Consider the following 20,346-nt stretch of genomic DNA (forward strand, 5'->3'; position numbering starts at 1 on the left):
GCACTCGTATATTGTTACAATAATAAAAATATAAGGAAATAGATAGGCCATGGTAATACTTATAGCTCTTATATATTATTTTAGCCCACTCATGGGCACAGTGTCGTTATTCTGGATACTATACAATAGTAGGGGGAGGATTACTTGGGGGCATATCCGTACCTTGGGTATCCTTATATCTTTGTTTCTGGGCTTGATTAATACGACAAAAGAGTTAACAGGCGATTTTCTTGCTTATAAGGAAATATATGAGAGTGCTTTGGACTATTCATATATTGGTTATCTCATAGAAAATAAGAAAGAGCCGATATATTTTACATTCTCATGGCTGTTTAGTAGATTAACCCATGCTAATTGGGCTGTTTTTGTTACATTCTTTACAACTGTAAGTTATGCAGTGCTTTACGAGGCGATTATAGTTACGGCTAAAAATATAAGTGCATCTAAAAAAGATGTTGTAACGGCTATTGCGTTTACAGCTTTGTTTTTTCAGACATTTGCTATGAATGGCAATATGGTACGTCAGAGCATATCCCAGTCATTCGCCCTGTTATTCCTGGTTTACCTTTTTTACGAGAAGAAGAAAAAATGGATGCTGGCTGTTTTGTCTGTTGGAGTACATAGCGCTTCTATCCCAGTTATAGGAATGGGTGTAATTCCTTTTATACGAGAAAGACTATCACCCAAGAGAATCTTATTATTAGGGTTAACCATTATAGTATTAGCAGTTTTGTTTATGTCTTTATCAGGCTTGTTTTCAAAGATAATATTTGTTGGCTATATTTTTATGCGCCTCAATGATACAAAGCAACTGACTGGCACAGATAGCTGGCAAACAGATGTAGGTTTGAATGCTCAGTTCTACATCCTCACTGTTCTTATTATAGTACAGGCTATATACATTTACATTAAAAAGCAACAAGATACAATTACCAAAGAATCTTTTGGAATTGTTAATGTTGTTGTTATATTGATGGTATTTCTCTTAATATTAAATTTTGGTCAAGCATATTTCCTTTGTATGCGTTATCAGTTCTTTATTTATACGTTTCAAAGTGTTCTTTTGCTGATATTCCTTAATAAGTGTAGTTTCAAATACAAAGCAGCATGTGAAGGTGTTCTTTGTATCGCCTTGGTTCCATATTTCTGTTACTATTATAGTTTTGGAGTATTCAAATATACGGATATTATAAATGTTATAACTTATCCGTCATTATTGTATTTTTGGAAATGAAAAAGAAGATACTTGTCTTTCACCCTGTAATAGCCCCATATCGTGTCGATTTGTTTAACGAGTTGGCAACACATTATGATGCGACTATTTGCTTGTTTTGGCGAAATCTGAAAAACCAAACATTTGATTATGCTAAGATAGAAGAGCAGTTTGTTTTCACTCCCCACTATATAGTAAAAGAAGAGGTCGGGATTATAAAATGGATAAAGATGTTATGGGCCCAGCTATCTCTTTCTGCCTCAGATGTCGTATTGACCAATGAGTATGGAGTGCCTACGATAGTGGCATTAATCCACCGAATGATACTAAGAAAAAGGTACAAAATAGTAAGTATGGTAGACGATAGCTATAACATGGTAGCTAAGGGAAATCACTTTACCTGGAAGCACGAGAAGGCAATAAGCATTATAGCCCCAATGTTAGACGGGCTGATTTGTGTGGAGCCAAAAGTGTGTCTATGGTATCAGGAGAAATATACTAAAGCAATATATTTTCCTATTATCAGGGATGATGAATTGTATAGAGATAAACTTAGGAGCTCTCTGAATATTAGCGAAGGGTATATAAGTCGTTACCATCTTTTGAATAAAAAAGTTCTATTGTTTGTTGGACGTTTGGTCGCGATTAAGAATATAGACTTTATCATTCGATGTTTCAAAAAAGCTCGTATTGAAAACTTGTATTTGGTTATAGTTGGTTCTGGTCCTGAATATAATGAGTTAGTACGAATAGCTGATAATCACGAAAATATTATATTTACAGGACGGCTTGAAGGAGAAAGACTTTACGCATGGTATAATATAGCTAATGTGTTTACATTGCCAAGTCTACAAGAAGCATTTGGCGCTGTTACGAATGAGGCTCTTGTCGCAGGATGTAAGGTGCTTATAAGCCAAGATGCAGGGAGTAATTGCCTGGTAACAGAGGGAGTTAATGGCTTTGTAATAGACCCTGTAGACGAAGAATTGTATATTAAACGACTTAGGCTAATTACAAATAATACAGAAAAAATACAGTTCCCACTTAGATTAAGAGAGTCTTTAATGCAAGAGAACTTCAAGGAATGTCTACGGCAATTAGTTGACAGCTTGGATAGAATGATATTATAAATAGAAATTATTTAGTAGTGTTATGTGGAAACTCTGGCAGGGCGCAGACGTGTGACGGTGGAAATATCTTTGGCTGGCAGGGTATCACAAAGTCTCTTCCGAAACGTATTAAATAGTGTTTTTTTGTTGGTGATGTGTTGTTTTGAGGCTTTTTCGGCTTCTCTTTCGATTTTTTGTAGTATTTTTGCTTAGCAAAGAACGCATTATGGCTGTAGAAAGATTAAATATTCAACCAAAATTGCTTCGTTGGGTTATACAACGAGCTGGTGTTAGTGAAGAAAAAGCGATAGAGATTTTTCCTTTGCTTAATGGCTGGTTGTCTCAAGGGAAACTGCCAACTTTGAGTCAGCTGAAGGCTTTCGCTGCGAAGTTCTATGTTCCTTTTGGGTATCTATTTATGAGCAATTTGCCCATAGAAAATATTCCTTTCCCCATGTTCCGTGGTGAAGCAGGGATGCAGAACCATTTTGATTTGAATGTATATGACACGGTGATGAATGTTCAGGCAAGACAGGAATGGCTGGAAGAATATCTGGAAGAGAACGAAATTGATACATGTGATTTTATAGATTCTATAGTTGTTCACCGCACTTCTATAAGTGAGGCCGTTGACAAACTTAGAACGATCTTGGAACTTGATAGCATATGGGCCTTTAGCTTGGCGACATCAGATGCTGCCGTAAGTCTTCTTGGGCAGAAGCTGGAGGATGTCGGTGTTTTCCTTGCTTATAATGGTGTGGTTGGTAACAATACGCATAGGCCTTTAAAAGTAAGTGAATGTCGAGGTTTTGCTTTAGTAAATAAAAAGGCGCCATACATTTTTATTAATAGCGCAGACAGCAAGACTGCGCAACTCTTCACGCTTATACACGAAGCTGCCCACCTTATGCATGGTGTGAGCGCAGGCCATGCTGGAAGTGAGGTCTTATATCATGAAGCTACCGAAAACTATTGTGATAGTGTGGCTGCCGAGTTCTTGGTTCCAGCATCAGTATTGCGTGATATTTGGACAGATGACACGAAATCGGCATCACGGCGCTTTAAGGTTAGCGAGTTGGTTGTTGCTCGGCGTGCTCATGATTTAGGTCTCATGTCTAATGCTGATTATAGAAGTTTCTGGTTAATGTATAGTCAGCGTCCAATGCAAGTCAAAAAGCGCTCTTCAGGGGGAAGTTTTTATTCGACAAGTGTAAAAAGAGTGGGACGTAGTTTCGCTATTCATGTAAGAAACGCAGTCAACAACAAACAACTGAGTTATACTGAGGCGTATCGTTTAACTGGATTATACGGAAAGGCGTACGATAATTTTATGACCAATAATATTTAGCAGACATGGAGTATTTATTCGACACTAATATATTTGTAGAATCCAAGAAAAATTTGCCAATGGATGTCTGGCCTACGTTTTGGACCAAAATGGTAGAGCTCATTAGCTCTGGTAACATTTATTCTATAGACATGGTAAAAGACGAAATCGACCGGGGCGGAGATGAACTTACTGATTGGATTCATAATAATGCACCGCGTGGTTTTTTCTTGACGCAGGATATGGCGGTAATGGCCAAACTGGTAGAAACTATTGCTTGGGCCCAAAATTGCGCGGTTCATTTTTCTCAATCCGCGATAGTCGATTATGTAAAGGTTGCAGACTCGTACCTTGTGGCGACGGCTGCCGCAAGGGACATGGTTCTTGTTACATACGAGAAAAGCAATCCCCAGCGGCGAAATCGTGTGATGATACCAGATGCGTGTAATGCTATAGGTGTAAGAACGTGCGATTTGAATACTGCCCTGAGGGAACTTGGCATCTTTATATAACACTGATACCCTGTTACTGATTTCAGTTAGTGATGGGCATTAATTACTTAAAAACGTTGTCGTAGTTAATTTAGTTTGTTTAGCCAACGGGGTAAATAGAGAAGATATGAAAAAATCTGTATTGTTTGTATTGCATCTTCCACCGCCTATACACGGAGCTGCAATGATGGGAAAATATATACACGATAGCAACTTGGTCAATCGCTCTTTTAGTTGCCATTATATTAATTTGACCACTGCCAGCGCCATTCAGGATATTGGTAAGTGTAGTGTGGCGAAACTATGGCACTTTTGCAAACTGCTTCTCCGTATTGTTAGTGATATTAGGCATTATAGCCCTGAACTGGTCTATGTAACACCTAATGCTAAAGGTATGGGCTTCTATAAGGATTTTATAGTGGTACAGCTTATCAAGAGAATGGGCTGTAGGGTGATAGCTCATTACCATAATACCGGTGTGGCTTTACGTCAAGATTGCTTTTGGGACAATTTGTTGTATCGGAAGTTCTTCAAAAATATAAAGGTCATTCTGTTGGCAGATGTACTGTATCAAGATATGAGCAGATATGTATCTTGTAAGGATGTATATATATGTCCTAATGGGATTCCAGAAATGGGCTTGGCTCCAAAGAACATGGCCCAGGACAGGCTGGTACCTCATCTACTTTTTCTGTCTAATCTGTTAGAGGCAAAAGGCGTCTTTGTGCTGCTCGATGCCTTGAAGATATTAAAAGATAAGGGCTTCTCTTTTAGCTGTAGTTATGTTGGCGGCGAGACGAATGATGTAGATAAAGACAGATTTAATCAGGAACTGTTAAGTCGTGGTCTGAAAGATTGTGTTAGATACAATGGAAGCAAGTTTGGAGAAGCGAAGCTGCAAGAATATGCTAATGCGGATATTTTTGTGTTCCCCTCGCTGAATGAGGCGTTTCCCTTGGTGTTATTAGAGGCCATGCAGTTTCATCTGCCGGTAGTGGCTTCTAATGTCGGGGGAGTGATAGATATAGTAAAAGATGGAGAAACTGGTTTTATAGTTCCACCTGGCAATTCCTTTGCTTTATCAGAAAAAATAGCAGTTCTTTTGAAAGATACCCAGTTAAGGGAAAAAATGGCAAAATGTGGCTACGACAGATTTAGAGAACATTTTACCCTCGCTCATTTTGAACATCAAATAGTGCAAATACTGCAAAAGCAATTTCTTTAATGAACACCTACTTCAACATAAGATACGAATTTGACAGGGCGGCGGTTCATGGCGCCATAGCACGGCAGATAGCCAGTGGGCAGGCCGACTATATATGTGTGGCTGATGGCGTGATACTCAACACCGTTAACCGCGATGAGGCTTATCGCCGTGTGGTCGACGGTGGCATGTTCGCCATCTGCGACAGCAGTTATGTGCCGCTCTACCTACGTCTGCTCTATGGTCACCGTTATAGTCAGTACTGTGGCAGCGACATCTTCCGCGACATAGTGAGCCAGCGGCGCTATCGCATGGCTTTCCTCGGTACCAACCAGGCAACCCTCGATGCTCTGCGCGAGCAACTTGGCCGACTTAATCCGGATGTTGGGCAGATGCTGTTCTATGAGTTGCCATTCTGCGCAGTCGACGATTTTGACTACCCGGCTATCGCCCGTATGCTCGCAGCCGACGGGGCGGATATAGTGTGGGTGGCGCTGGGCGCGCCTAAGCAAGAGATATTCATGTCGAAGCTCAAACCACACCTGGAGCATGGCGTGATGATAGCCGTAGGAGCCGCGTTCAAGTTTTTCAGCGGTCAGGGCGAACGGCGCGCTCCCCAGTGGATGTTGCGCCACCATCTTGAGTTTGTCTACCGCATCTTCAGCCAGCCGCGCAAGCAGCTATGGCGCTGCACTCTGATAGTGGCCACCCTGCCATCGCTGCTCTTTCACGAGTGGTGCAGGAAAAAAGTGAAGCAGCGAGGGCAATAAAAAGCGCCATTCAGGGTTATATCAATAGTAACATATACAGACAACTACAAGATGACTATCGATATAATTCTGGATTTAGGCACTTTTCTGATAAGTGTACTCTGCGGATTTGTATTCATACCGCTTACGCTCAACTTCTGCAAGACCAAGGGGCTATACGATATTCCCAACCAGCGCAAGTTACACCATAAACTTATACCCAGGCTCGGTGGCATCACCTTTATACCCAGCATGGTGATAGCAGCTCTCATTGCTATCTTTACGTTGGACAATGACCCCGCGCTGCAGCAGCGGGTGCCGCTCAACCTATGGTCTATCCTCTTCTTCTTCAGTCTGACCATCATATATGTTGTCGGCATCATCGACGACCTGGTGGGCCTGGGAGCTAAGGTTAAGTTTGCCGCCCAGGTGGCCGCTGCGGTGCTGATGCCTGTAGCCGGCCTGTCGGTCAATAACCTGTATGGCTTCTGCGGCATATACGATATACCTTTATATATAGGCATACCGCTCACCGTGTTTGTCATCGTGTTTATCAGCAATGCCATCAACCTGATAGACGGTATCGACGGCCTGGCTGCGGGGCTTTCCTTTATAGCCCTGATAGGCTTTTTCTACGGCTATGCCCATCAGGGGCTCAACTCTTACTGCATTATCATCTCCGGACTGGCCGGAGTGCTGATACCATATCTGTATTTTAACATATTAGGCAAGGCCGAGAAGAACCGCAAGATATTCATGGGCGACAGCGGAAGCCTCACCTTGGGCTTTATCTTGGGCTTCCTGTTTGTCAAGTTTACCATGGTCAATGGCGAGGCCATGCCCTACAATCCCCAGCGTATGTTGTTGGCTTACTCGCTGCTCATTGTACCCGTATTCGATGTGGTGCGTGTCATCCTGCACCGCTTGCACTACCATGCGCCCCTCTTCAAGGCCGACAAGAGCCACATACACCACAAGCTGATGCGCGCTGGATGTACCATGCACCAGGCGCTGGCCGTTATCATCACCATCTCATTGGCCTACCTGGCTCTCAACTTTGCCCTCTATTCCCTGATGGGCGTCACGGCCATCATTGTGACCGACGTGGCGCTCTACACCCTCTTTAACATAGCACTTAACAGTAAGATAAAGACGGTTAACGCATAGGCCGACTGCCGATGACGGCGGCCTGTGCCCCCTATACATTAATAAAGGCGACCCGTATAGGCCGCCTTTATCAGTATAGCTATGTCAGAGGTCAGAATTTCTTGAAATACAACCGCAGCTTATCGGTCGAAAGGATGAGGCGCGAACTGCTGAGCTGGTCCTTATGAAAATGTTCTTCCAGGCTGTTCACGCCATAACGCCTCAAGTCCTTTACATCGGTGATGGGAATGTCGCCATCGTCATTGCCACTCTGGTGGCCACCGTTAGAGTGGGGCTGCGACAGGACAAGGCTGTCGGCAGTCTGGCGAAATCTGAAGAAATAGCCCGTGTAGGGGTCTTCGGTGTTGCGTACATGCAGCAGTTTGCCCTGTACGGCCCAGAAGTAGTACACCTGGCTCATGTCGAGCACACCTCCTGTCTGCAGGGTGTCTACGCGCTCCAGGTGCCAGAAACCGTCCAACTTGCCGTTGCTGCTATGTTCCAGTTCGCACGAGGTGGCCAGCAGGGCAGCGCCCACTATGGCCAGCATACTATATATAATAGGTGTTCTCATTGTCATTTCTTGTTGTTCAGTTTAAGCAGACCGCTCTTGCTGAGGGTTATCTGCAAGCCCGCGTTGTGACCTAATATGGCGCCAAAGTCCATGGCATAGGCACCGCGCAGCTGCCAGCCATGGCGCAGGTGGCAGTTGGCCTCGACCAGGAAACTCACGTTGTGGTGCTTGCTCAGATAGGGATTGTCGTAGGTGCCCAGACCGTCCTGGTAGGTGGCCAGCACCCGATAACCGATACGTGGGGTCAGACAGCCGTCCACTCCTAAGTGGAAAGCCATAAAGCGGTTGTTCTCTACATAGATGCGGCCGTTCTCGTTGTAGATAGGCGAGCGGTACAGAGGGTTGCCCATTACCTGTCCCCAGTGTTGCCATCCCAGGAAAGTGCCATGGTTGTAGTAGTCATCGTAGCCTGCTATGTGGTCAGGTATATTCATGGTGTGGTCATGGTAGATGGGGCCACTCTGATACTTGGTGTACAGATACTCCAGCACTATGTTGCGCAGCCAGTGGCCATACTTCAGGTTAAGTTCGGCCCCGAGCATAATATCCTTCAGTTCGTACATAAAGAAACGCCAGTCTTTCTTCACCATATACTCTTGGCCCGATCCGTAGCCGTCGTAGTCGATGAACAGCATGCCCGAGTGATCCTCGAAGAAGTGGTCGGCATAGATGCCCAGTCGCCAGGTGTCGGTGTTATAGTTAGCGCGCATCACCCAGCTGCCCAGTTGGTTGCCCTCAACGTTGGCATATTTGCCCTCGCCCACGTCACCGCCGCCTGGCAGAAAGGCGTTCCAGAAGGACCGCAGCCCCCTTTTGCTTTTTTTTATCGTCACCGAGCCGTCGCCCTGCTGCTCATAGGATGTGCCGCCAAACTGGGTAGCCATCTCGAGGCCTATTTCGAGCGACAGGGGATAGAGGTCTTCGTCCTTGCCGATACGTAGGTAACCAGCCTTGCTGTGGTAGAGCATCCCGTCGGTATAGGGCTTCTGCCTGTGGGTAAAGTCGTGCTGCCAGCGCTCGTCGGTCATGGCGCCATAGGCTATGTGTCCCTTTAGCTGTAGCCATCCATGGGCGAAGGGCAGCGTCCAATACTCGGGAATAGCCACTCTCACCTGGGGAACGGGACGCGCATTGATGCCCAGCGTCTGCGAACCACTGCTGAGCCGGTTGTTCTTGAGTTCCATGCCATACTCTTTGCTGCCCACGGTGAGCACACCATGCAGCCAGCGCACCTCGGCGTAAGCCTGCTGCACGATGGGGTTGGTGCCATAATTGACACCACACACGAGGTCGAGGCCATAGCCCACACCCCAGCGGCGGGCAGAGTCTGCCTGCAACGGGCGCACCACGCTGGCACGCAGATAGCCATTGCCGCGGTCCAGCGTGCTCAGACCATAACGGTTGGCATTGAGCCATAGCGGAGTCTTGCCCTTGGCATAGCCGCCCTGCATTTCCACCTGCCATGAGGCATCGCGAGAGAGGTCAAGACGACCTGCCTCGGCGCCGTCCTGCCAGACATACTGGGCATGGGCAGCCACAGGCAGCATCAGCGCCACTATAAGTCTTAGTATCTTCATCTGTGGATATTTTTTCACCTTATTATATATATAACGCACAGACCCGACATTTATTATAACCAACCCGAAAAAAGCCCATCTCCTCTCCCGCCCTGCGCCAGTCATCCCTGCGCCAGCCGCAGCCCCCTCGGGGATAACGATACGGCATTGTAGGGATTTTCCTCCCCCTCTTTAGGGAAAAACCCTTTGTCACCTTGCTTTTTCTTTGTTTCTTTGCACCAGATAAAGTAAACAACTAAATCCTTACGATTATGAAAAAGTATATATTTACCCTGATGGCAATGATGACAATGGTCGTTTCAGCCAGCGCAATGAGTTACAGTCAGGCACGCGAGCAGGCTCTGTTCCTGACCGACAAGATGGCTTACGAGCTCAATCTCAACGACGCTCAGTATGAGGCTGCCTACGAGATAAACCTTGACTATCTGATGGGTATCAATACTTATGACGACCTCTACGGAGTCTATTGGACCCGTCGCAATATGGACCTGAGTTACATACTCCTCGACTGGCAGTACCGGGCTTTCTGCGCCGCCCACTACTTCTACCGCCCGCTCAGTTGGGACGGTTACTACTGGCACTTCGGTATCTACGCTCGCTATCCTCACCGTGACTATTACTACTTCGGTTGTCCCCACTTTGTCACCGTATATCGCGGCGGACACAGCTGGCACAACAACGGCAACCGCAGCTGGTATCGCGGACGCAGTTTTGCCGGACACATCAATCGTGACAACGGCAGGAGCTTCGGTATGCGCGACAGATTTGACCGCGGCGAATTCGGCAACGGCACTCGCTCCTTTGGCGGACGCAACAACAATTCATCCAACATAAATCGTGAGAATGCCAACCGCAGCTTTGGCGGACGTGCCAATCAGCAGTCTGCCGGCGCTTCCAGCAGCAACCGCTCGTTTGGCAGCCGTGCCTCGCAGCAGAGCGACCCGATGTACAACCGCAACAGCAGCAGCTCTTCGTTTGGCGGACGAGCCAACCGGCAGTCTTCGGGCGTGAGCGGCAGCAACCGTACATTCGGCAGCCGAGCCGACGGAGGCGTGCGCAGCTCGACCCGCACCACCGTAGAGCGCCGCTCCAGCGACTACAACTCGCCCTCGTTCGGCGGACGCGCCAATAGCCAGCCCAGCCGCACTTTCTCTCCATCCACCTCGCAGCCCTCTCGCTCTTCGGGCAGCAGCTTCGGCGGACGCTCGGGTGGCAGCAGCAACAGCAGCTCCTTCGGCGGTGGCAACCGCGGTGGCGGCAGCAGTCGTGCAGGAGGCTCCTTTGGCGGCAGCCACTCTTCAAGCAGCCGTTCTGGCGGTGGTTCATTCGGCGGTGGCCACAGATAAAGACATAGCGTTATTAGTAAAATAAGTCACTCTCTCCCCTGGGGTCAACACGGCACACGATGCCAGCCCCAGCGGGAGAGAGTTTTTATTGGTGCCCACGCCAACCATCCGCAAGTTCGTGGAGAGGCCCTTCAGGATAATTGCAAGGCGTGAAATGGTGATTTCAGTGTCTGCAACGATAATATCCAAGCGTGAAATCACCGTTTCAAACCCTGAAATCATCTTTAACAGCATCACTGGCGAGATGACATCCGACTCGGAAGAGATGAAATTCACCACCAGAACGATGACATCCGAAATGAGCGAGATGATGTCCGACACCAGAGAGATAAAAACAGACGCAGAAGAGACGACGCCAACCTTCGCCGCCGTCACGACCGTCACCGCAAGCCAAACAATAATAATTGCTAAAACTTATTAAGGTTTTATTAAATCAGACGCCATCGCCCTGGCGGCGTTCGTGATTGTGGCGGGATTATTGTATATTTGTAGTCCACTAATCTGTGTTTGATTCATGACCATAACTATAATTGTTCTGATTGTAACTATAGCCATGTTTGTCTGGGGACGCGTACGTGGCGATGTCGTAGCCCTGTCGGCCCTGATGGTACTTACCGCTACCGGAGTTCTTAACACCAGCGAAGCATTAAGCGGTTTTTCTTCTCCCATAGTCATTATGATGGCCGGCCTCTTCGTCGTGGGCGGCGCCATCCTGCAGACGGGTCTTGCCCAGTCGGCAGGCAACAGCATATCGCGCATGGCCAAGGGCAACGAGACGCGCGCCTTCATCTATGTGGTCCTTGCCACCTCGTTCATCGGCGCCTTTGTGAGCAACACCGGCACCGTGGCCATCATGATGCCCATCATCATGAGCATGGCAGCCAGTTCGGGCATACGCTCCTCGCGTCTGCTCATGCCGGTGGCCTTTGCGGGCAGCCTCGGCGGCATGCTCACCCTGATAGGTACGCCTCCCAACCTCGTAATCAGCGAGACCCTCGAAGAGCATGGCTTCGCACCGCTCGGATTCTTCACCTTCCTCCCCATCGGTCTGATAGTGATAGCCTTGGGCATAGCCGTGCTGCTGCCCATGAGTCTGCTGCTCATCAAGAAGAAGGGCAAGCACCACAAGGGAACTGCCGGCAAGACGCTCAACGACCTCGCCGAGCAGTACCAGCTGCACGACAACCTGTACAAGTTGCGTGTGGGCTACAAGAACAATGGGCTCGCAGGCATGTGTGTGCAGCAGCTCGACCTGCAGAACAGGTATGGACTCACCATACTCGAGATACGCAACGAGAAGAAGAAGGCTCTCGGCATGGACATACGCCAGAGTATGGCGTGGGCAGACACCGTCATCGCCCAGGGCGACATACTCTACCTCTATGGCGACAAGGATGCCATGGAGCGGTTTGCCAGCGACTATCACCTGATAAGGATGAAGACCACCCGACTGGACTTCTACGACATCGGCATCTCCGAAATCATCGTTCTGCCCACCTCGCGGCTCACCGGAGTGCGCATACGCGACTCCAGACTGCGCGAAGACTATTCGGTAAACATCCTCAGCATACGCCGCGACGAAAACTATATCAAGGAAGAGCTGAGCGACCACCGTCTGCGCAATGGCGACATACTGCTTGTGCAAGGCCAGTGGGACAAGATTATGCAGATGAACCACGAGAACGAGAACTGGGTGGTGCTGGGACGCCCTGACAAGCAGATGGAGAAGGTGTCGCTCGACTTCAAGGCACCCGTGGCGGCAGCCATCATGCTGCTGATGATACTGGTCATGGTATTCGACTTCATCCCCGTGAGCCCCGTCATCGCCGTGGTCATGGCTGGACTGCTCATGGTCTTCTCGGGCTGTTTCCGCAGCGTCGACGCCGCCTATAAGACCATCAACTGGGAGAGCATCATCCTGATAGCCGCCATGATGCCCATGTCGATAGCCCTGGAGAAGACGGGCGTGTCGAGTATCGTGTCAGAAAATCTGGTGAGCAGCCTGGGCGCCATCGGGCCTTACGCCCTGCTGGCAGGCATCTACTTCACCACATCGCTCATGACCATGTTTATCAGCAATACCGCCACGGCGGTGCTCATGGCACCCATAGCCATGGCTGCCGCTACCCAGACCGGCGTGAGCCCCTACTCCTTCATGTTTGCCGTGACGCTGGGAGCGAGCATGTGCTTTGCCTCGCCGTTCTCCACACCGCCCAACGCGCTGGTGATGAAGGCGGGCCGCTACACCTTCATGGACTACGTGTGGGTGGGTCTGCCTCTGCAGATTATCATAGGCATCGTGATGACCTTCATACTGCCCCTGCTCTTCCCCTTTGCTTGACGCTGTGCTCATCAGAGCCACAATATTGACCGAGGTCGTATTTTTTAGCCGCGAAAATTTGCTTAATTCGGCGAAAAATACGACCTTTACATATTGTTAATATATAAGAAACAGAAATGATGAGAAACCAGATAGACTGTTTTGTAGCCATTGCTTCGGCTGGCGACGCCGAGGCGACGATAGAGACCCTCTCACGGAGCGTCTCGGTAAGAGACATCACCCTGATGATAGAGCCGCAGACAGCACAGGCATATCCCCAAGCACAAGTAATCGAAACAGAGTCGCTCACGTCGACAGCCACGCTGGCAGAGATAGCTCGCCGTGCCACGGCACCCTACGTGCTGCTCACGCTCAAGGCCCAGCCCATCCTATGGGGCGACCACGCCATAGAGCGCATGGTGGAGACGGCAGCCGACACCGGCGCGGGCATGGTCTATGCCGACAGCTGGATGGCCACCGCCGACGGCAAACTGGTGGCACACCCCGCGATAGACTATCAGAAGGGTGCGCTGCGCGACGACTTCGACTTCGGACCGGCTGTGCTCGTGAGCACGGCGCTGCTCAAGGGCTATATGGCCCAGCAGCCCGCCGCCCCCGACTACCGATGGGCTGCGTGGTACGACCTGCGCCTCTACATCTCGCGCCAAGCCGCCATCACCCACCTCAACGAGTATCTCTACACCCAGCAGCAGACCGACAGCCGCGCCAGCGGTGTGCGCCAGTTTGACTATGTAGACCCGCGCAACCGCGACCGCCAGATAGAGATGGAGGATGCAGCCACCCGGCATCTCGAAGCTGTGGGCGCGATAGTAGACACCCATCGCTACGAGCCTGTAGACCTGGACGAGCAGGACTTCGACGTCGAAGCCTCGGTGGTCATCCCCGTCTACAACCGCTGTCGCACCATTGCCGACGCCGTGGGGTCGGCTCTGGCCCAGCAGACACGGTTTGACTACAACGTCATCGTGGTCGACAACCACTCTACCGACGGCACCACCGAGATACTGAATGACCTGGCGCGCAGCGACCACAGACTGATACACCTCATCCCCGAACGCGACGACCTGGGCATCGGCGGATGCTGGAACGCCGCCGTCAATGACAGCCGCTGCGGCCGCTTCGCCGTACAGCTGGACAGCGACGATCTCTATGCCTCGCCCTCCACGCTGCAGAGCATGGTCGATGAGTTCCGCCAGCAGCCTGCCGCCATGGTCATCGGCGCCTACCGCATGTGCGACTTTGCCCTCAACACTCTGCCACCGGGCATCATAGACCACCGGGAATGGACAGACCACAACGGGCCCAACAATGCGCTGCGCATCAATGGGCTCGGGGCGCCTCGCGCCTTCTTCACCCCCGTGGTCAGAGAGATACGCTTCCCCAATACCAGTTATGGCGAGGACTATGCTATGGGGCTGGCCATCAGCCGCCGCTACCGCATAGGCCGCATCTACGACGAGCTCTATCTCTGCCGCCGTTGGGAGGGCAACTCAGACGCCGCCCTCAGCATAGAACGCCAGAATGCCAACAATCTCTATAAAGACCGGCTGCGCACCATCGAGCTCGAAGCCCGCCAGCAGCTGAACAGCCAGCCCGAGGGCAACTGCTGCGAGCTCAACCGCTTCATTGACCGCCAGCTGGAGCTCTGGGGCGACGCCCGCCAGCGCTTCCGCGACCTCAACCATGTAGAGCAGCGCAGCCTCTGTAGCGGCGACACGCTGCTGCAGGTGCAGTTCAACCCTGCCCGCATGGTCTCTACCGGTGCGCGCATCGATGCCCGCAGCATAGCCCATCGGCCCTGCTTCCTCTGCGCCGACAACCGTCCGCAGGAGCAGATGGCCAAGCGCCTGGACAACGACTTCACGCTGCTGGTCAACCCCTTCCCCATTCTGCCCGTCCACTTTACCATTCCCCTCAACCGCCACAACCCGCAGCGCATACGCACGTGTTATGGCGAGATATTCCGCATGGTAGAGCGTTATCCCGAACTCACCGTATTCTACAACGGTCCCCACTGTGGAGCTTCTGCCCCCGACCACGCTCATCTGCAAGCCGTATGCTCTGGCCTTCTGCCGCTACAGAACGACTGGGCAAGGTTGGCCAACAGCAGAGAGATGGTGTATGAATACGACAACGACAACCATATCTATGCCGTGGGCGGATATGTGGTGCCGCTGCTGGCCATCGTCAGCACCGACGCCACCGCCGACAAGGCTCTCTTTGACCGTATCTACAAGGCTATGCCTCTCCACAAGGATAGCGGCGAGCCCATGATGAACGTCATCTCATGGCAGCAGGACGAGAGCCACGTCAGCGTCATCATACCCCGCGCCAAGCATCGTCCCGACTGCTACACGGCCGAGGGCGACGCGCAGTATCTGGTCAGCCCAGGAGCTATAGACATGGCCGGCCTCATCATCACCCCACGCCAGACAGACTTTGACCGTATCGACGCCGACAGAGCAGCAGCCATCCTCCGCGAGTGTGGTGTCGGGGCTGAGCAATTCGGACGCATCACCGCCCGCCTCACTGCCGCCGCCGAGGCAGTTGCCGAGCCCGAAGCCACAGCCGAACCCATGGTGTCGGTAGGCATCGTGAGCGCCAAGCGCATCTGCTTCGACCTCAACCGCCCTTATATGGCCAAGGGCCAGCAGATTGAGGGCAGACAGGAAGTGGAGTTCGCCGAGGGCGGCATCAGTTGGAACGGCAACCTGTACAGCCAACTTACCTTCCATCCACAGCATGAGGATGCGTCGTTTGCCCTCAGCGACGTGACCATCGGCGTCAACTTCCACTGGGAGCGCACCGAGACGCAAGTGTTTGCCGGCACGCTGAAACTGGTGGTCGAGGAAGACAAGATATGTGCCATCAACGAACTACCCGTGGAACGCTACCTGGAGAGCGTCATATCGAGCGAGATGAGCGCCACATCCAATATCGAACTGCTGAAAGCCCACGCGGTGATATCGCGCTCTTGGCTGCTCGCGCAGATGCACAAGCGACAGCAGATGGACGGCAAGAGCGGTTCGGGCTTCTTCTCCTTCACCAAGACCGATGACGAACTCACCCGCTGGTATGACCGCGAAGACCACACCTTCTTTGACGTGTGTGCCGACGACCACTGCCAGCGCTACCAGGGCATCACCCGCGAGACCAGCGACAAGGCCCGACAGGCTGTGGCTGCCACCGGCGGACAGATACTGCAACACGACGGCGAGATATGCGATGCCCGCTTCTCCAAGTGTTGTGGCAGCATCACCGAACGCTACCGTTACTGCTGGGAGGATATAGACAAACCTTATCTCATGGCGGTGCGCGACAATGCCGAGGGCGTGGAGACCGACGCTGTAGAGCCAGACCTGACCATAGAGGCCAACGCCGAGGCATGGATAAGGCAAAGCCCAGACGCATTCTGCAACACCACCGACGCCACCATACTCTCTCAAGTGCTCAACGACTATGACCAGGAGACCAAAGACTTCTACCGCTGGCGCGTGAGCTACTCTCAACAGGAGCTGAAGACACTCATAGCCAACCGTCTGAAGATGGATATGGGCGACATCGTGGCGCTCGAGCCTCTGGAGCGTGGCGCCAGCGGACGCATCTCGCGTCTGCGCATCGTGGGCACCAAGCGCCAGTACATCATCGGCAAGGAACTCGAGATACGCCGTACGCTCAGCGAGAGCCACCTCTACAGTTCGGCCTTTGTGGTTGAACCCCACGGCGACATCGATGGTGTGCCCGAGCGCTTCGACATCCTCGGCGCAGGCTGGGGTCATGGCGTCGGCCTCTGCCAGATAGGCGCCGCCGTCATGAGCGAACAAGGCTACAGTTATGACAAGATACTGCTCCACTACTATCGTGGTGCCGAAATCAAGAAGATATACTAAAACACTGGATATGAACAATAGCAAATCGCCATGGAGCTGGGTTCCTTCGCTGTACTTCGCCGAAGGACTGCCCAATGTGGCCGTGATGGCCATCTCTGTCATCATGTACAAGCAGATGGGGTTGAGCAATGCCGAGATAACCTTCTACACCAGTTGGCTGTATCTCCCGTGGATGCTCAAACCTCTATGGAGTCCGTTTGTTGACCTGGTAAAGACCAAGCGATGGTGGATAATCACCATGCAGTTGCTGGTGGGTGCAGCCTTTGGCGGCGTGGCATTCACCATCCCTACCGACTTCTGGCTGCAGGGCACCCTGTTCTTCTTCTGGGTGATGGCCTTCACGAGCGCCACCCACGACATCGCCGCCGATGGTTTCTACATGCTCGAACTGACGCCCAACGACCAGGCATTCTATGTGGGCATACGCTCCACGTTCTACCGCCTGGCCACCATCTTCGGCCAGGGCGTGCTGGTGATGGTAGCCGGCAATCTGCAGGTAATCTACCGCAACAGCATCCCCTTCTCGTGGAGTCTGATGTTCTATGGCGTCACCGGCTTGTTTATCGGCCTGTGGCTGTGGCATGGCTATGTGCTGCCCAGGCCCAAGGCGGACAAGGCACACACCGCCAATACGCCGCAGCAGATTATGGGCGAGTTGGCGCACACCATCAGGACATTCTTCTGCAAGAAGCAGGTGGTGACAGGCATACTCTTCATGCTCTTCTATCGCATGCCCGAAGGTCTGCTGGCCAAGGTGGCTGCACTCTTCCTGGTAGACAACGAGAGCAATGGCGGCTTGGGACTCTCGCCGCAGGAGTATGGACTGGTGCAGGGCACGGTGGGCGTGATAGGACTCACCCTGGGAGGCATACTCGGCGGATTGTGCGTGAGCCGAGACGGCTTGAAGCGCTGGTTGTGGCCCATGGTGCTCGCCATCACGCTGCCCGACCTGGTATATATCTACATGAGCTACGTGCTGCCCAACCTTGCCATCGTCAACGTATGCGTGTTTGTCGAGCAGTTTGGTTATGGATTTGGCTTCACGGCCTACATGATGTACCTCATCTACTACAGCCGTGGCGAGTTCAAGACCAGCCACTACGCGCTGTGCACCACCTTCATGTCGCTGTCGATGATGCTTCCCGGTTTCTTCGCCGGAGCCTTGCAGGAGGCTGTGGGCTACCGCATGTTCTTCATCATCGTGGTGATAAGCTGCGTGGTGACCTATATCGTCACCGCCATGCTCAAGATAGACCCCAACTTCGGCATCAAGGGTTATAACGACGAAGCCGAAGTCACCGACGAGCAAGACGACTATCAGGAATAGACCCATCACCACCACCAATGGCAAAGGCGCCGACCCTCGCAGGAGAGTCGGCGCCTTTGTTATGGGACAGCTGGTGTCAACGGTCGATATATCTACGGGTGATGTCGCCATACTCATCGATGCGGCGGTCGCGCAGGAAGGGCCACCAGCGACGCACCTGCTCACTATGACCGAGGTCGAGGTCTACGATGCGGCGCTCTTCACCGTCGGCAGGAGCGCGATAGAGCAGCTCGCCCTGGGGACCAGCCACGAAGGTAGAGCCCCAGAACTCTATGCCCGGAGTCTGTCCGCTGGGGTCGGGCTCGAAGCCCACGCGGTTGACCGCCACCACAGGCAGTCCGTTGGCCACTGCATGGCCGCGCTGTACGGTGGTCCACGCCTCGCGCTGACGTTGCTGCTCGTCGGCAGAGTCGCTGGCTGCATAGCCTATAGCCGTAGGATAGATGAGCAGCTCGGCACCCTGGAGCGCCATAAGCCGTGCTCCCTCCGGATACCACTGGTCCCAGCACACCATAACGCCCAACCGGCCCACCGAGGTGTCAATGGGGTGGAAGCCCATGTCGCCGGGGGTGAAATAGAACTTCTCATAATAAGCCGGGTCGTCGGGGATATGCATCTTGCGATAGGTTCCGGCTATCGAGCCGTCGCGCTCTATCACCACGGCGGTGTTGTGATAGAGTCCGGGGGCACGGCGCTCAAAGAGCGAGGTGACGATGACCACGCCGAGTTCGCGGGCCAGCTGGCCGAAATACTCGGTAGACGGGCCGGGGATGGGTTCGGCCAGGTCGAAGTTGTCTACATCCTCTACCTGACAGAAGTAGAGCGAGTTGTGGAGTTCCTGAAGTACCACGAGTTGGGCACCGTCGGCAGCCAGAGCCCTGACGCCCTCGGCCAGACGGCGTTTGTTGTCGGCTATGTCACTGGTGTTGTGCTGTTGCAGCACTCCTACTTTCAGTTCTTTCATATCTATCTGTGTTATATTTCTTCTGGGATGATGGGTGATGACGCTTATCGGCAGAGCACGCCCTCGGGCAGTTGCATGGTGAGGCAGTGGATGGAGCCGTGCTGACGGATGATGACACGGCTGTCGATGCCGATGAGCTCGTGGTCGGGGAAAGCCTGCTGCAGAGCCTCGGCAGCCGCCTGGTCATTGTGGGGCTGGTCATAGGTGGGATAAATCACGGCGCCGTTGACGATGAGGAAGTTGGCATAGGTAGCCGGAAGCCGCTCGTCGTCGTATCTGATTTCGTCGACCATAGGCAGGGCGATGAGGCGGTAAGGGCGCCCGTCGTCGGTGCGCAGTGCCTGGAGCTCGCGTTCCATGGCGCAGAAGTCGGCATAATGCTCGTCGGCCTGGTCGCTACACTTAATATATAATAAGGTATCGTGGGGAGCCACGCGCACCGTGGTGTCGATGTGGCCGTCGGTATCGTCGCCCACCAGATTGCCGTGGTTAATCCACACTACGCGTCGGGCGCGAAGTCTACGCCGCAGCTCGGCGTCTATCTCCTCGCGGGAGAGGGGCTGGTTGCGGTGGGGAGCCAGCAGACAATGGCTGGTGGTAAACACGGTGCCCCGGCCGTCGCTCTCGATGCTGCCGCCCTCGAGCACCATGTCGTCATGGTCTTCACGGCTGCCGTGGAGCAGGCCCTGCTCGCAGAGGTGGCGGGTGATGGCATTGTCGTGCTGCCAGCCGAACTTCTCGCCCCAGCCGTTGAAGCGGAAGTCGAGCAGCACGGGCTCGTCGCCGCCCATGAGGGTGATGGCGCCATGGTCGCGCGCCCAGGTGTCGTCGGTGTCGCAGCAGGCAAAGACCACGCGGGCCATGCGGGCACGGCCGAGACGAGCCTCAAGCAGAGAGCGCACATGTTCAACCTCGGGCGAGACCACCAGCAGCGCCTCGTGGCGGGTGATGGCGTCGGCAAGTTGGAGATAGGTCTCGGTAATCTCGTCGAGATAGGGAGCCCAGTCGGTACCGGCGTGGGGCCAGGTAAGCTGCACCCCGCTCTGCACTGCCCATTCGGCAGGCAAGTATAGTCTGTCGTCGTTCAT

The 20,346-nt window shown here is 52.4% G+C and carries 16 protein-coding genes; 11 read left to right on the top strand and 5 right to left on the bottom strand.

The genetic code is table 11. The features are described from left to right. The first annotated feature begins 49 nt into the window (after positions 1-49). The 7 genes from CIK87_RS11865 (at position 50) to CIK87_RS11895 (ending at position 7,260) form a co-directional block, all read left to right on the top strand. On the top strand, positions 50-1,234 hold the full coding sequence (locus CIK87_RS11865) for an EpsG family protein (RefSeq protein WP_094387354.1): 1,185 nt from the start codon (positions 50-52) through the stop codon (positions 1,232-1,234). Further along, on the top strand, positions 1,231-2,343 hold the full coding sequence (locus CIK87_RS11870) for a glycosyltransferase family 4 protein (protein WP_094387355.1): 1,113 nt from the start codon (positions 1,231-1,233) through the stop codon (positions 2,341-2,343). Before CIK87_RS11865 ends, CIK87_RS11870 begins: the two co-directional genes overlap by 4 nt. A 205-nt stretch (positions 2,344-2,548) precedes the next feature. Then, positions 2,549-3,670, top strand: coding sequence for an ImmA/IrrE family metallo-endopeptidase (locus tag CIK87_RS11875; RefSeq protein WP_094387356.1), 1,122 nt, complete (start codon positions 2,549-2,551; stop codon positions 3,668-3,670). Positions 3,671-3,675: 5 nt separating this feature from the next. After that, positions 3,676-4,161, top strand: coding sequence for a DUF4411 family protein (locus CIK87_RS11880; protein ID WP_094387357.1), 486 nt, complete (start codon positions 3,676-3,678; stop codon positions 4,159-4,161). A 106-nt stretch (positions 4,162-4,267) separates the two neighbouring features. Next, positions 4,268-5,365 carry a glycosyltransferase family 4 protein gene (locus CIK87_RS11885; RefSeq protein ID WP_094387358.1) on the top strand — a complete coding sequence of 366 codons (1,098 nt, stop codon included), beginning with the start codon at positions 4,268-4,270 and terminating at the stop codon, positions 5,363-5,365. A gap of 212 nt (positions 5,366-5,577) precedes the next feature. Further along, positions 5,578-6,114, top strand: a complete 537-nt coding sequence (locus tag CIK87_RS11890; protein WP_371327125.1) for a WecB/TagA/CpsF family glycosyltransferase — start codon at positions 5,578-5,580, stop codon at positions 6,112-6,114. A 51-nt stretch (positions 6,115-6,165) separates the two neighbouring features. After that, on the top strand, positions 6,166-7,260 hold the full coding sequence (locus CIK87_RS11895) for a glycosyltransferase family 4 protein (protein ID WP_094387360.1): 1,095 nt from the start codon (positions 6,166-6,168) through the stop codon (positions 7,258-7,260). Positions 7,261-7,351: 91 nt separating this feature from the next. Here CIK87_RS11895 and CIK87_RS11900 read toward each other — a convergent pair whose 3' ends face one another. Together CIK87_RS11900 and CIK87_RS11905 are read right to left on the bottom strand one after the other, a co-directional pair. Then, on the bottom strand, positions 7,352-7,813 hold the full coding sequence (locus tag CIK87_RS11900; protein ID WP_158216252.1) for a lipocalin-like domain-containing protein: 462 nt from the start codon (positions 7,811-7,813) through the stop codon (positions 7,352-7,354). 2 nt (positions 7,814-7,815) lie between these two features. After that, positions 7,816-9,390 carry a capsule assembly Wzi family protein gene (locus CIK87_RS11905; protein ID WP_094387362.1) on the bottom strand — a complete coding sequence of 525 codons (1,575 nt, stop codon included), beginning with the start codon at positions 9,388-9,390 and terminating at the stop codon, positions 7,816-7,818. Between the two features lie 251 nt (positions 9,391-9,641). On the opposite strand from CIK87_RS11905, the gene CIK87_RS11910 reads away from it, so the two are divergent. After that, complete coding sequence (locus tag CIK87_RS11910; protein ID WP_022310885.1) at positions 9,642-10,736, top strand: hypothetical protein; 1,095 nt, start codon at positions 9,642-9,644, stop codon at positions 10,734-10,736. Here CIK87_RS11910 and CIK87_RS14110 read toward each other — a convergent pair. Next, entirely contained in the window at positions 10,713-11,111 is a 399-nt protein-coding gene (locus CIK87_RS14110; RefSeq protein WP_144008217.1) for a hypothetical protein, read from the bottom strand. The two genes, CIK87_RS11910 and CIK87_RS14110, sit on opposite strands and share 24 nt — an antisense overlap. Positions 11,112-11,250: 139 nt before the next feature. Here CIK87_RS14110 and CIK87_RS11920 point away from each other — a divergent pair, with 139 nt between their 5' ends. The 3 genes from CIK87_RS11920 to CIK87_RS11930 all read left to right on the top strand — a co-directional run bounded on the left by CIK87_RS11920 (position 11,251) and on the right by CIK87_RS11930 (position 18,294). Continuing rightward, positions 11,251-13,077 carry an SLC13 family permease gene (locus CIK87_RS11920; protein ID WP_094387364.1) on the top strand — a complete coding sequence of 609 codons (1,827 nt, stop codon included), beginning with the start codon at positions 11,251-11,253 and terminating at the stop codon, positions 13,075-13,077. 119 nt (positions 13,078-13,196) lie between these two features. Then, a complete protein-coding gene (locus CIK87_RS11925) occupies positions 13,197-16,967 on the top strand; it encodes a DUF4922 domain-containing protein (protein ID WP_094387424.1) in 3,771 nt (1,256 codons plus the stop codon). 10 nt (positions 16,968-16,977) lie between these two features. Beyond that, positions 16,978-18,294: an MFS transporter gene (locus CIK87_RS11930; protein ID WP_094387365.1), complete on the top strand. Its 1,317-nt coding sequence runs from the start codon at positions 16,978-16,980 to the stop codon at positions 18,292-18,294. 76 nt (positions 18,295-18,370) lie between these two features. On the opposite strand, the gene CIK87_RS11935 is transcribed toward CIK87_RS11930, so the two are convergent. Both CIK87_RS11935 and CIK87_RS11940 read right to left on the bottom strand, forming a co-directional pair. Further along, positions 18,371-19,258, bottom strand: a complete 888-nt coding sequence (locus CIK87_RS11935) for a carbon-nitrogen hydrolase (RefSeq protein ID WP_094387366.1) — start codon at positions 19,256-19,258, stop codon at positions 18,371-18,373. A 44-nt stretch (positions 19,259-19,302) separates the two neighbouring features. Next, a complete protein-coding gene (locus tag CIK87_RS11940) occupies positions 19,303-20,346 on the bottom strand; it encodes an agmatine deiminase family protein (RefSeq protein ID WP_094387367.1) in 1,044 nt (347 codons plus the stop codon).

Source organism: Prevotella sp. P5-64, assembly GCF_002251285.1.
Classification (GTDB): Bacteria; Bacteroidota; Bacteroidia; order Bacteroidales; family Bacteroidaceae; genus Prevotella.

Coding starts and splice junctions, on each gene's coding strand:
- CIK87_RS11910 (WP_022310885.1), top strand. CDS start 9,642: ATGAAAAAGTATATATTTACCCTGATGGCAATGATGACAATGGTCGTT.
- CIK87_RS11935 (WP_094387366.1), bottom strand. CDS start 19,258: ATGAAAGAACTGAAAGTAGGAGTGCTGCAACAGCACAACACCAGTGAC.
- CIK87_RS11905 (WP_094387362.1), bottom strand. CDS start 9,390: ATGAAGATACTAAGACTTATAGTGGCGCTGATGCTGCCTGTGGCTGCC.
- CIK87_RS11880 (WP_094387357.1), top strand. CDS start 3,676: ATGGAGTATTTATTCGACACTAATATATTTGTAGAATCCAAGAAAAAT.
- CIK87_RS11870 (WP_094387355.1), top strand. CDS start 1,231: ATGAAAAAGAAGATACTTGTCTTTCACCCTGTAATAGCCCCATATCGT.
- CIK87_RS11885 (WP_094387358.1), top strand. CDS start 4,268: ATGAAAAAATCTGTATTGTTTGTATTGCATCTTCCACCGCCTATACAC.
- CIK87_RS11895 (WP_094387360.1), top strand. CDS start 6,166: ATGACTATCGATATAATTCTGGATTTAGGCACTTTTCTGATAAGTGTA.
- CIK87_RS11925 (WP_094387424.1), top strand. CDS start 13,197: ATGAGAAACCAGATAGACTGTTTTGTAGCCATTGCTTCGGCTGGCGAC.
- CIK87_RS11920 (WP_094387364.1), top strand. CDS start 11,251: ATGACCATAACTATAATTGTTCTGATTGTAACTATAGCCATGTTTGTC.
- CIK87_RS11900 (WP_158216252.1), bottom strand. CDS start 7,813: ATGAGAACACCTATTATATATAGTATGCTGGCCATAGTGGGCGCTGCC.
- CIK87_RS11940 (WP_094387367.1), bottom strand. CDS start 20,346: ATGAACGACGACAGACTATACTTGCCTGCCGAATGGGCAGTGCAGAGC.
- CIK87_RS11875 (WP_094387356.1), top strand. CDS start 2,549: ATGGCTGTAGAAAGATTAAATATTCAACCAAAATTGCTTCGTTGGGTT.
- CIK87_RS11865 (WP_094387354.1), top strand. CDS start 50: ATGGTAATACTTATAGCTCTTATATATTATTTTAGCCCACTCATGGGC.
- CIK87_RS11930 (WP_094387365.1), top strand. CDS start 16,978: ATGAACAATAGCAAATCGCCATGGAGCTGGGTTCCTTCGCTGTACTTC.